The sequence below is a fragment of the Hoeflea sp. BAL378 genome (assembly GCF_000759435.1).
Classification (GTDB): domain Bacteria; phylum Pseudomonadota; class Alphaproteobacteria; order Rhizobiales; family Rhizobiaceae; genus Hoeflea.
Genome location: NZ_JRJG01000145.1, coordinates 1 through 11,501 on the forward strand (window position 1 = coordinate 1; position 11,501 = coordinate 11,501).

14 protein-coding genes are annotated in these 11,501 nt (G+C 69.1%); 9 read left to right on the top strand and 5 right to left on the bottom strand.

The window, feature by feature from the left end; genetic code table 11:
• Together secG and tpiA are read right to left on the bottom strand one after the other, a co-directional pair.
• On the bottom strand, positions 1-205 hold a 205-nt coding region (secG, locus tag LL06_RS23210), incomplete at its 3' end, for a preprotein translocase subunit SecG (protein WP_035532647.1).
• 128 nt (positions 206-333) lie between these two features.
• Entirely contained in the window at positions 334-1,104 is a 771-nt protein-coding gene (tpiA, locus tag LL06_RS23215; protein ID WP_035532626.1) for a triose-phosphate isomerase, read from the bottom strand.
• A gap of 198 nt (positions 1,105-1,302) precedes the next feature.
• On the opposite strand from tpiA, the gene LL06_RS23220 reads away from it, so the two are divergent.
• A complete protein-coding gene (locus tag LL06_RS23220; RefSeq protein ID WP_152599743.1) occupies positions 1,303-1,764 on the top strand; it encodes a hypothetical protein in 462 nt (153 codons plus the stop codon).
• 10 nt (positions 1,765-1,774) lie between these two features.
• Here LL06_RS23220 and LL06_RS23225 read toward each other — a convergent pair whose 3' ends face one another.
• Complete coding sequence (locus LL06_RS23225) at positions 1,775-2,236, bottom strand: PilZ domain-containing protein (protein ID WP_035532631.1); 462 nt, start codon at positions 2,234-2,236, stop codon at positions 1,775-1,777.
• Positions 2,237-2,486: 250 nt separating this feature from the next.
• On the opposite strand from LL06_RS23225, the gene LL06_RS27765 reads away from it, so the two are divergent.
• On the top strand, positions 2,487-2,636 hold the full coding sequence (locus LL06_RS27765) for a hypothetical protein (RefSeq protein WP_161785015.1): 150 nt from the start codon (positions 2,487-2,489) through the stop codon (positions 2,634-2,636).
• Positions 2,633-2,890: a hypothetical protein gene (locus LL06_RS23230; protein WP_035532632.1), complete on the top strand. Its 258-nt coding sequence runs from the start codon at positions 2,633-2,635 to the stop codon at positions 2,888-2,890. The genes LL06_RS27765 and LL06_RS23230 overlap by 4 nt, the downstream gene beginning before the upstream one ends.
• A 60-nt stretch (positions 2,891-2,950) precedes the next feature.
• On the opposite strand, the gene LL06_RS27495 is transcribed toward LL06_RS23230, so the two are convergent.
• A complete protein-coding gene (locus LL06_RS27495) occupies positions 2,951-3,160 on the bottom strand; it encodes a hypothetical protein (protein ID WP_152599744.1) in 210 nt (69 codons plus the stop codon).
• A gap of 364 nt (positions 3,161-3,524) precedes the next feature.
• On the opposite strand from LL06_RS27495, the gene LL06_RS23235 reads away from it, so the two are divergent.
• The 6 genes from LL06_RS23235 to lexA all read left to right on the top strand — a co-directional run bounded on the left by LL06_RS23235 (position 3,525) and on the right by lexA (position 9,843).
• Positions 3,525-5,414, top strand: coding sequence for a peptidylprolyl isomerase (locus LL06_RS23235; RefSeq protein ID WP_035532634.1), 1,890 nt, complete (start codon positions 3,525-3,527; stop codon positions 5,412-5,414).
• A gap of 34 nt (positions 5,415-5,448) precedes the next feature.
• Positions 5,449-6,483, top strand: a complete 1,035-nt coding sequence (trpD, locus tag LL06_RS23240; RefSeq protein WP_035532637.1) for an anthranilate phosphoribosyltransferase — start codon at positions 5,449-5,451, stop codon at positions 6,481-6,483.
• Between the two features lie 4 nt (positions 6,484-6,487).
• Complete coding sequence (gene trpC / locus LL06_RS23245) at positions 6,488-7,306, top strand: indole-3-glycerol phosphate synthase TrpC (protein ID WP_035532640.1); 819 nt, start codon at positions 6,488-6,490, stop codon at positions 7,304-7,306.
• Entirely contained in the window at positions 7,299-7,805 is a 507-nt protein-coding gene (moaC, locus tag LL06_RS23250; protein ID WP_035532642.1) for a cyclic pyranopterin monophosphate synthase MoaC, read from the top strand. Before trpC ends, moaC begins: the two co-directional genes overlap by 8 nt.
• Positions 7,805-9,016, top strand: coding sequence for a gephyrin-like molybdotransferase Glp (glp, locus tag LL06_RS23255; protein ID WP_035532643.1), 1,212 nt, complete (start codon positions 7,805-7,807; stop codon positions 9,014-9,016). Before moaC ends, glp begins: the two co-directional genes overlap by 1 nt.
• Before the next feature lie 110 nt (positions 9,017-9,126).
• On the top strand, positions 9,127-9,843 hold the full coding sequence (gene lexA, locus LL06_RS23260; protein WP_035532651.1) for a transcriptional repressor LexA: 717 nt from the start codon (positions 9,127-9,129) through the stop codon (positions 9,841-9,843).
• 52 nt (positions 9,844-9,895) lie between these two features.
• Here the strand turns inward: lexA and LL06_RS23265 are convergent.
• Positions 9,896-11,501, bottom strand: a 1,606-nt coding sequence (locus tag LL06_RS23265) for a ComEC/Rec2 family competence protein (RefSeq protein ID WP_035532645.1), incomplete at its 5' end; no start/stop codon positions are given.

Genomic DNA, 11,501 nt, shown 5'->3' on the forward strand with positions numbered 1-11,501 from the left:
GGATGCCGAGCGCCAGCGAGGTGATGAAGAAGGCGGCCGCGAGGATGGCGGTGGTGCGGGTCAGCGCGTTGGCCGCGCCCCGCGCCGACATGAAGCCGGAGCCGCCGCCGATGCCAAGCCCGCCGCCCTCGGAGCGCTGGATCAGCACGATGCCGACAAGCGCCAGCACGATCATGAGATGAATGACAATCAATACGGTTTGCATCGGGTTCTTCCTGCCCCTGAAGGGCGCAATCGTCGTCCGGTTTGGCGGCTCTTTACACGAGGGCCGCCAGCTTTCCAAGTCCCGGCGGGGCCAAAGGCCGGCGCCGATCGGTCAATTCCCGCGCGATCTTAGCCGAGAAGCCCGCGGCAGGCCCTACAGATGGCGAGGAAATCGGCGGCTTTCAAGCTTGCGCCGCCGATCAGCGCGCCGTCGACATGGGGCACACCCAGAAGCTCGGCCGCGTTGTCGGGTTTGACCGAGCCGCCATAGAGAAGCCGCATCGAGGCCCCCTCGCCCGCAAAGCGCTTTTCCATCTCGGCGCGGATGAAGGCATGCGCCTCGGCCACGTCGCCCACGGTGGGCGTGAGCCCGGTGCCGATCGCCCAGACCGGCTCATAGGCGATGACGGTGTCTTGCGCCGTGGCGCCGTCGGGAACCGAGCCCGCGAGCTGGTGGCCGAGCACGTCGAGCGTGGCGCCGGCCTTGCGCTCGGCCTCGGTCTCGCCGATGCAGATGACGCGGACGAGGCCGGCGGCCTTCGCCGCTTCCGCCTTGGCGCGGACCGTGGCGCTGTCCTCGCCATGCAGCGTGCGGCGCTCGGAATGGCCGACCAGCACGTGGCTCGCCTGGCAGTCGGCGATCATCGCCGCCGAGACGTCGCCGGTGAAGGCGCCCGACTGCGCGGTGTGGCAATCCTGCGCGCCGATGGCGAGCGCCGTGCCCTCGGCGAGCGCGGTGGCGACATAGAGCAGCGTGGCGGGCGGGCAGATCAGCGCGTCGATCTTGTCCGCCAGATCCAGGCCCAGGCCTTCGGCGATGGCCTTGATCTGGTCGAGCTTGTCGCGCGTGCCGTTCATCTTCCAGTTGCCCGCCACGAGCGGGCGAATGTCAGGTGTCATCGGATGTCCCCGGGTTTGCTAAGGATGGACGGGGCTTAGCAGACGGGGCGCGATTTGCAAACGGCGCGGGCGCCGGGACTCGGCCGCTTAGCCGCGCCTTATCGGCCCGCGGGACCCGCGCATTGACAGGCGTCAATCCCCGTATCCGACCCGGGTGATATCCAAGATCAGAGGGGAAACCCGAAGTGGAGACTGATCATGAAAACCTTCCGATTGACCGCAGGCCTGTCCGCACTGGCCATCCTCGCGCTTGCGACCGGCGCCCTTGCCCAGCAGGGACTGGGCCTGGGACGCAACGCGCAGAATTCACCGTTCAACGCGATCGACGCCAATGGCAACGGCCTGCTGAGCAAGGCCGAGGTCGGCGCCTGGAACGACGCCGTGTTCAGCGCCATGGACGCCGATTCGAACGGATCGCTGACGATGGAGGAATACATGGCGGTGCGGATGGGACCCGGCGCCGGCGGCCAGGGCGGAAATGCCGCCCGCCAGAACCAGATGCAGGCGGCCAAGGCAGACCGGTTCGCGGCGATGGACGGGAACGGCGACGCCAGGGTGACCCATGACGAATTCGCCGGCCATTCCGCCGCGCTGTTCGACCGGGCCGACACCGGCAAGACCGGCGAGATCACCCGCATGCAATGGATGTCGGTGCACTGAGGGCCTGAGGCTATTTGTGCCCGAGCGGCAGGATGCGGTTGTACTTGCGGGCGTCGCGGGGCGTGAACTGGCGCACCGAATTGGGTTCGAGCCGGGCGATGTACCGGGCCAGGTCCTCGGCGACCGGCCTGGCGAATTCGACGCCGATGATATAGGCGCCGACGCGGCGCACCTTGCCGCGGCGGTGCATATTGGCCCAGGGGATATAGAGGTGGCAGTCCTCGTCGATCAGATCGAAGGCCGACTCGCCGGCCTTGCCGAGATCGATCGTGCTCCACGGCGTCTTCTGGTTGGAGAACAGGCAGCCCGTCACCGAGATGTTGACGATGACGCCGGTGAGCGCGATGTAGAGCTTCCTGCCCACGAAGGTCAGTTCGACGATGCCTGGGCAGTTGGCGCTGTAGCGAACGCCGGAGTTGCGATTGTACTCGCGGCTCGCCTCTTTCGCCGTCGCGGCCCTCGCTGCTTCCATGTCCTGCCGCCTCACTCCTATTGACAGTCCCTGCTATGCACCATTCCGGTTAAAAAATACCTGAAACAGCATGCAATTCCGGCCTTGGGTCGATCGCCAAGCCGAAAAAACCAGATCCGGTCGGGTCAAGCGCGGCAGCCGCCCGGACATGCGTCCGCATCGTGCGGATTTGCTGTGGCGGGCGGGCCGGGCCTGCTGTAGTTTCGCCGCTCGCGGGCCGCCATGCGGGCGCTCGCGGGCGGAGGTTTGGATGCGCATCATCATTGTCGGGCTGGTCTTGATCCTCGGGGCCTGCGCCTCGGCGCCGGAGCGGGAGCCCGAACGCGGCCCGGCGGAGACGCATGTGTGCACGCAGTCGCCCGACGGGCTGGCCGAATGCCGCGAGGTGGCGCCGTCATGAGCGGCGGGTCGGCCGCGGGCAGGATCGCCGGCATGGTGCTGCGCGCGCTCGGCCTCGGCCTAGGCATGATGGTCGCGCTGCCGGTGGTTCTGGCGCTCGGCGCGCTGGCGGTCGGGCATCTGGCGGGCGATTGCGGACCGGGCAGCTCCGGCGGCTGCGAAATGGGCGCGGCCGGGCTCGCGGTCTACGCGGCGATTCCGAGCTTCCTCCTCGGCGCCGGCTGGTCGGTGGTGCGCGACCTGCGGAAGCGCTGAACGGCAAGGCCCGATCATCCCGGGCGCGGAATTCGTGCTGTCCGCACGGTCTGGCGTGCGTCAACCTCTCGAGCGGCCGAGCCAGATCAGCAGCAGCCCCAGCGCGACCGGCAGCGACAGCACCAGCATCGCCTCCGGCGTCGGCCGCGGCAGGAGCCGCGCGCAGCCACTGGTGTTGAACGCGCAGCCATAGAGATCGAGCAGCCACCAGAGCCCGATCGCGCCGAGGATCACCAGGAGCCCCAGGACTTGTATGAAACGTCTCCACATCCCGGACACTCCCCATGGAACCGGCGCACCGCCCCCAAGGGACGGCTGTCGATAAGCGACCATTTTCGGCCCGAAATCAATCGCCTCCAGGGCGGCCGCCGCACGATGGTTGTTCGGGGGGTGTTTGGGCCCTTTCCGCGAGGCGCGTCCGCATGCCGCGGCGAGGCCTGCCTCCGCAGGGATCGCGCCAGGCGCCGGTGACCGTGCGAGTCCCCGCCCCTCCCCACCTCGCCGCCCCCCGCCAGCTAATCGCCCGGCCCGCTCTTCATTTCGCCAAAGGATTGGTCTAAAGGGACGCATGAGAGGTTCGCGGGCGGCTTTTGCCGGGGCGCGGGCCTGAAGTGTTGATACCGCGGGAGCTTTGATGCTGGATTTATTGCGCAGGGGCGCCAAGAGCTGGGTCGCCAAATTCCTTCTGCTCCTACTGGTCGCCTCGTTCGGCATCTGGGGCATATCGGGGTCGATGCTGAGCGCAGACAGCAATGCTGTGATCAGCGTCGGCGACACCGTGGTCACGCCCAACGAATTCCGCCTGGCCTATGACCGGCAGGTGGCGGCCGTAAGCCAGCAGATCGGCCAGCGGCTGACCGCCGACCAGGCCCGCGCCTTCGGCATCGAGAACCAGGTCTACCAGCAACTGATCGCCGGCGCCCTGCTCGACGAACAGGCGCGGCAGATGAATCTCGGCCTGTCGGACGACCGGCTGGCGACGCTGATTGCCGAGGATACGGCGTTCCACGATTTCAACGGCAGGTTCGACCGCGGCAATTTCCAGCGGGTGCTGCGCTCGGTCGGCATGAGCGAGGAAGACTATCTCAAGAGCCGCGGCCAGGTGGCCGTGCGCACCCAGATCGTCGAGGCGGTGGCCGATGGGTTCGAGGCTCCGGACGCGCTGATGACGGCGCTGGCGCGCTACGAGGCGGCGACCCGCGACGTCGACTACGTGCTGCTGACCAAGGCCAATGTCGATCCGGTGGCGGCGCCCGACGACGCCACGCTGCAGGCCTGGTTCGAGGAGAACAAGGCCAATTACGCCGCTCCCGAATACCGCAAGATCACCTATGTGAAGCTTCAGGGCGAGGACATCGCCGACCCGGCCGCGATCTCGGCGGAAGCGGCGCGCGCCGACTACGAGGCCCGCAAGGACCGCTACACCACCGCCGAGACCCGCACCGTCGACCAGCTCGTGTTCGCCGACCGCGCCGCCGCGGACGCGGCCGCCGCCGAGCTCGCCGGCGGCAAGAGCTTCGACGAACTGGTCGCCGACCAGGGCCGCAGCGCCGCCGACGTGCGGCTCGGCGCCTTCACCAAATCGGCGATGCCGGACCAGACGCTGGCCGAGGCGGCCTTTGCGGTGACCGAGGCCGGCGGCACCACCGGCGTGGTCGACGGCCGCTTCGGCCCGGTGATCCTGCGGGTGGCGGAGATCACGCCCGAATCCTCGAAGTCCTTCGCCGAGGTCGAGGCCGAGATCCGCAAGGAACTGGCGCTGGCGGAAGCCGCGCAGGTGCTGCTCGAGGTGCACGACGCCTATGAGGACGCCCGCGCCAGCGGCATGACGCTCGAAGAGGCGGCCGCGCAGCAGAAGCTCACCCCGGTGACGGTGGAGGCGGTGGACCGCAGCGGCCGGACGCCCGACGGCCAGGTCCTGACCGACCTGCCCGAATCGCAGCAGTTGCTGCGCGACGCCTTCGAGGCGGAGCCCGGCGTCGAGACCCCGCCGATCAACATCGGCAACGAAGGCTTCCTGTGGTTCGAGGTGGTCGACGTGACCCCTGCCCGCGACCGCACGCTTGACGAGGTGCGCGAGCGGGTCGAGGCCGACTGGATCGCGACCAAGACCGTCGAGGCCCTGGGCGCCAAGGCCACAGAGCTCAAAGAGCGGCTCGACCAGGGCGCAGAACTTTCGACCATCGCCGGGGAACTCTCGGTCGCGGTCGAGACCAAATATTCGCTCGGCCGCGCCGGCGCCGACGCGGTGTTCGGCGAGGCCGCCGTCGCCCAGGCCTTCTCCGGACCGTCCGGCCTCGTCGCCGTGGCCAATGACGCCTCGGACGAGAACAAGATCCTGCTCAAGGTCACCGCGGTTAACGACGCGGCGACCGTGACGGCGGACCAGGTGTCGCCCGAGCAGCGCGCCCAGGTGTCGCAGCAGATCGCCGACGATATTCTCGACCAGATGGTGGCGCGACTCAACGCCGACTACGGCGTGTCGATCAACCAGGCGCTGGCCGAACGCGCACTGGCATTCTAGACAGGCACAACCAGGGGCACGGGGGCCGATCACCATGGCTGATCTCAAGTCGTTCATCGCCAAGGTCGCCGGCGGCGAGGCGCTGACCCGCGACGAGGCGCGCAGCGCGTTCAACGTGATGATGTCGGGCGACGCGACGCCCTCGCAGATCGGCGGCCTGCTGATGGCGCTCCGGGTCCGCGGCGAAAGCGTCGACGAGATCGCCGGCGCGGTCAGCGTGATGCGCGAGAAGATGCTGCCGGTCACCGCGCCTGCGGAGGCGATCGACATCGTCGGCACCGGCGGCGACGCCTCGGGCACCTACAATGTCTCCACCGCGGCGGCCTTCATCGTCGCCGGCACCGGCGTCAAGGTGGCCAAGCACGGCAACCGGGCGCTGTCGTCCAAATCCGGGGCGGCGGACTCGCTGGCGGCGCTGGGCGTGTCGCTGGAGCTCGACCCCCGCGGCATTGCCGCCTGCATCGACGAGGCGGGCGTGGGCTTCATGTTTGCGCCTGCGCACCATTCGGCCATGCGCCATGTCGGCCCCAGCCGGGTGGAGCTCGGCACGCGGACGATCTTCAACCTTCTCGGGCCGCTGTCCAACCCGGCCGGCGTGAAAAGGCAACTGCTCGGCGTGTTCGCGCCGCAATGGCTGATGCCGCTGGCCCAGGTGCTGCGCGACCTGGGCTCCGAGACGGTCTGGGTGGTGCATGGCGACGGGCTCGACGAGATGACCACGACCGGGGTGACGCGGATCGTGGCGCTCGAGAACGGCGCCATCCGTGAATTCGAGACGACGCCCGAAGATCTCGGTCTTTCAAGGGTTTCGCTCGATCTCCTGAAGGGCGGCGACGGTGTCGCCAACGCCGCGGCGCTCAAGCGCGTGCTCGAGGGCGAGAAGAACGCCTATCGCGACATCGCCGTGCTGAACGCCGCCGGCGCGCTGGTGATCGCGGGCGCGGCGGAAGATCTGCGCGACGGCATTGGCATCGCCGGCCGGTCGATCGACAGCGGCGCGGCGCTCGCCGCGCTCGAGAAGCTGGTGAGCGTGTCGCGCGCGCATGCGCCGGCGCCGAAGGCGGGGTGAGACCATGAGCGACATCCTGACCGAGATCGAGACCTACAAGCGCCAGGAGATCGCCGCCGCCAGGGCGGCCATTCCGATGGAGGAGATCAAGGCGCGGGCACGCGACGCCGCCCCGCCGCGCGATTTTGCGGCCGCGCTCCAGGCCAAGCATGCGGCTGGCGGCTTTGCGCTGATCGCCGAGATCAAGAAGGCGAGCCCGTCGAAGGGCCTGATCCGCGCCGATTTCGACCCGCCCTCGCTGGCCAAGGCTTACGAGGCCGGCGGCGCCGCCTGCCTGTCGGTGCTCACCGACGCGCCGTCGTTCCAGGGCGCGCCCGAATTCCTGACACGGGCGCGCGCGGCCTGCGCCCTGCCCGCGCTGCGCAAGGATTTCATGTTCGAACCCTACCAGGTGCAGGAAGCCCGCGCCTGGGGCGCCGACGCGATCCTGATCATCATGGCCTCGCTCGACGATGACGAGGCCCGCCGGCTCGAGGACGAGGCGCACGGGCTCGGCATGGCGGCGCTGATCGAGGTGCATGACGAAGCCGAGATGGAGCGCGCGCTCAGGCTCGCGAGCCCGCTCATCGGCGTCAACAACCGCAACCTGCGCACCTTCGAGGTGTCGCTCACGGTTTCCGAGCGGCTGGCGGCAATGGTGCCCGAGGGCCGGATCCTGGTGGGCGAAAGCGGCATCGGCTCGCATGCCGACTGCGTGCGGCTGTCGGCCAGCCGCATCAAGACATTTCTGGTCGGCGAGAGCCTGATGCGGCAGGCGGATGTCGCGGCTGCGACGCGGGCGCTGCTGACCGGACAGACCAAGGACAGGACAGACAATGCCTGAGGACACCAACGCCCGCCTGACCCATCTCGCCGAGGACGGCTCGGCCACCATGGTCGATGTCGGCGACAAGGCCGACACGGTGCGGATCGCCGAGGCCGAGGGCTGTGTGCGGATGAAGCCGGACACGCTTCGGCTGATCCTTGCCGGCAACATGAAGAAGGGCGACGTGATCGGCGCGGCGCGGATCGCCGGCATCATGGCCGCCAAGCAGACCGCAAGCCTGATCCCGCTGTGCCACCCGCTGGCGCTCACCAAGGTGAGCGTCGAGATCGAGCCGGACGAGGCCCTGCCCGGGCTTCGCGTGCGCACGCTCGCCAAGCTCACCGGCAAGACCGGGGTCGAGATGGAGGCGCTGACGGCGGCCTCGGTGGCCTGCCTGACGATCTACGACATGGCGAAGGCTGTGGACCGGGGCATGGAGATCGGCGGCATACGGGTCAGCGCCAAGTCGGGCGGCAAATCCGGCGAATGGCGCATCGCCGAAAAGGAACAGATCTGATGGCCTTGATGCCGGTTGACGAGGCGCTCGAGCGGATTCTTGCCGGCGCGGCGCCGCGGGGCGAGCCCGAGAAGCTGCCGCTGGCGCAATGTTTCGACCGGGTGCTGGCGCAGGACCTCAAGGCGCTGCGCACCCATCCGCCGTTCGAGGCCTCGGCGATGGATGGCTATGCGGTGCGGGCGGCGGACGCGGTGGCGGGCGCCAGCCTCAAGCTCCAGGGCGAATCCGCGGCCGGCCACGGCTTTGCCGGCGCGCTCGAGCCCGGCTCGGCGATCCGCATCTTCACCGGCGCGCCGGTGCCCGAGGGCGCCGACGCCATCGTCATGCAGGAACTGGTCGAGCGGCTCGATGACGGCGCGGTGCGGGTCAGCGAAGACGCCGTCGCCGGCCGGCACATCCGCCGCGCCGGCGTGGATTTCGAGGAAGGCGCGATCGGGCTTCACGCCGGGCGGCTGCTCGACGCGGGCGCCATCACCTTTGCCGCGGCGATGAACCATGCGGCCCTGCCGGTCGCGCGCCGGCCGAAAATCGCGGTTCTGGCCACCGGCGACGAATTGCGCCTGCCCGGCCAGAGCCTCGGCCCGGGCCAGATCATCGCGTCGAACACCTTCGGCGTGGCGGCGCTGGCGCGCGGCGCCGGCGGCGAGGTGATCGACCTCGGCATCGCCGCCGACCGTATGGCGGCGCTCGACGAGGCGCTTGATTCGGCCATCGCCCATGACGCCGACGTGCTGGTGACCATCGGCGGCGCCTCGGTGGGCGACCACGACCTGGTGCAGAAGGCGATGATCGCGCGCGGCATGACGCTCGATTTCTGGAAGATCGCCATGCGCCCGGGCAAGCCGCTGATGGCGGGCAGCCTGGGGGCCATGCGCGTGCTCGGCCTGCCCGGCAACCCGGCCTCGAGCCTCGTCTGCGCGCATCTGTTCCTGGAGCCGCTGGTGGCGCGGCTCGGCGGCAGGCCGGATCCGGACCGGTTCCGAAAGGCCATTCTCGCCAGTGACTTGCCGGAAAATGCGGAACGCCAGGATTACCTGCGCGGCGAGCTGGCGACGGATGCGGACGGCACCCTCGTGGCCACGCCGATGGCGCGGCAGGATTCGTCGCTGATGAAGGTCTTCGCCGACGCACGCTGCCTGATCATCCGTCCGCCCTTTGCGCCTGCGGCCAAGGCCGGCTCGGCCTGCGATGTGCTTGTTTTGCGCCCCTGATGTTCTTTCATTGTTTCTTTACCCCTTGCGGAACACATATGGAACATGATACCTAGGTTCTGGTTTTGTTTCATACCGGCCGCCGCGCCGGCCGCAGGGGTGCCGCAACGATGCTGACGCGCAAACAACACGAACTGCTTCTGTTCATCAACGAGCGGATGAAGGAAAGCGGCATTCCCCCCTCCTTCGACGAGATGAAGGATGCGCTCGACCTCGCGTCGAAATCCGGCATTCACCGGCTGATCACGGCGCTCGAGGAACGCGGCTTCATCCGCAGGCTCCCGAACCGCGCCCGCGCTCTGGAAGTGATCAAGCTGCCCGACAGCTATCAGGCCAATCTGCAGCCGCGGCGCGGGTTCTCACCCAGCGTCATCGAGGGCAGCCTGGGCAAGGCGCCCGAGCCGCTGCGCCGCACTGAACCCGCCAATGACGAGGCCTCCGAGGTCACCCAGGTGCCGATGATGGGCCGCATCGCCGCCGGCGTTCCGATCTCGGCGATCCAGAACAACACCCACAACATCACCGTTCCTTCCGAAATGATCGGCCCCGGCGAGCACTATGCGCTCGAGGTCAAGGGCGATTCGATGATCGAGGCCGGGATCTTCGACGGCGACACGGTGGTGATCCGCAATGTCTCGACGGCGAGCCCCGGAGACATCATCGTCGCCCTGGTCGACGACGAGGAAGCCACGCTCAAGCGCTTCCGCCGCAAGGGCGCCTCGATTGCGCTCGAGGCCGCCAACCCGGCCTACGAGACCCGCATTTTCGGGCCCGACCGGGTCAAGGTGCAGGGCAAGCTGGTCGGGCTGATCCGCCGCTACCACTGAGACGGGTCCGTGCGCGGCTGTCCGTGCGACTCGCTCCCCCGGTCCGCTCGGCTCACTCCGGCAGATCGTAGCTTCGGCTGCGCCAGTCGTAATAGCGCTGGATGGTCCAGGGGCGGATGATTCCGCCGAGCGCCGCCGTGACGGCGAATTCGGGCCGCGCGCGGTCTCCTGCTGTCCGCTGCGGCGGTGCGCTTGCCTGCGACCGAGGTTGCGGCCGCGCTGACGCTTCTGCGGACGTCGGATCTGGCCAGATGCGGATTGTCAGCGCGCCGGAGGTGCGCAGGCTGCGGGATGTCACCAGCGTGGCGCCCGAGCGGCAGACGCGCATGTGAATGGGAGCCGCCACCACCACGAGATCGGCCGTGTCACAAGCCGCGCCGACAAGCGCGGCGTCTTTGAGGGCGATGATGCGCGCCTGGCGGTGAAGGGCGGCGCAGACGCCGCGTCCGGCGCAGTGAAAACGGGACGGATCGCCGGCCGCCCTGGCAAGCAGGTGATCGAGAATCCTCGGATCGCCGGCGGGTTGCGGAACTTTTCGTTCCAACGCTCCGGCCTTGGCGGTCTCCCTTTCCACCGCTCCGGTCTTGGCGGTCTCCCTCTCCGCCGCTCCGAGGTTGGGGCTCTCCTTTTCCGCCGCTGTCGTGGCCGCCCCTTCCCCGTCCGCCTTCCGGTGCTGCGTTCCTTCGCTGTCCTCCTCCTCGGCCCCGGTCCTTCCGGCTTCTAGGCCGGTTGCCGCGGATCGGGCGGGTTTGGCGACGGCCGGCGTGACATGCGGCCGATCGCCGAGCGCGGTCTGCCATTGCCGGAACACGAATTCGTTCGGCCGCGCGGCGTTGCTCGCCAGTCCGCCGGGCCCAGCGAGCGCCACGAGGCCGCCGTCCTCGCTCACCAGGATGTCGGGACCCGGGCCGCGCAGCGGCGGCAGCGCCAGCAGGGCGCCCAGCCCGATCAGGGCGAGGCCGCCGAGCCGCAGCCGGCTTCTCAGGAACACCAGCACGATGAAGCCGCTCCCGGCCATCACGGTGGCGGCGAGCGGGATCTGTCCGACGACGAAGTCGCCGCCAAGGCTCTGCACATAAAGCGCCGCGGCGATCACGCCCTCCACTCCCTTGCCCATCAGCCGCAGCGGCCATTCATCGAGGCCGAAGGGCATCGTCAGGAGCGCCAGCACGCCGGCGGGCATCACCACGAAGGTGACCAGGGGCATGGCCAGGAGATTGGCCAGGACGCCGTTGCCGGCCACCCGGTGGAAATGGTGGGCGGAGAACAGGCCGGTCGCGAGCCCCGCCACCAGCGAGGTGATGGCGAGGCCGAGCACGGCCTTGAGGACCGGCAGCATCCACCGGACCGGCGCCAGACCGGCGAAGGCGCCTGCCGGCTGGCTTTGCGCGCCCTTGCGCGCCGCAAGCACCGCATAGGCCGCAATCAGCGCGGCGGTGGCGGCGAAGGACATCTGGAAGCTCGGGCCCGCCACCGCCGAGGGCGTGATGGCGATGATCAGGATGGCGGCCAGCGCCACATTGCGCATGGTCAGCGCCGGACGGTCGGCGAGCACGGCCACCAGCATGATGGCGAGCATCATCCAGGCGCGCTGGGTGGAGACGCTGCCGCCCGAAATCATCAGATAGGCCGTGGCGGCCAGCAGGGCGGCGACGGCC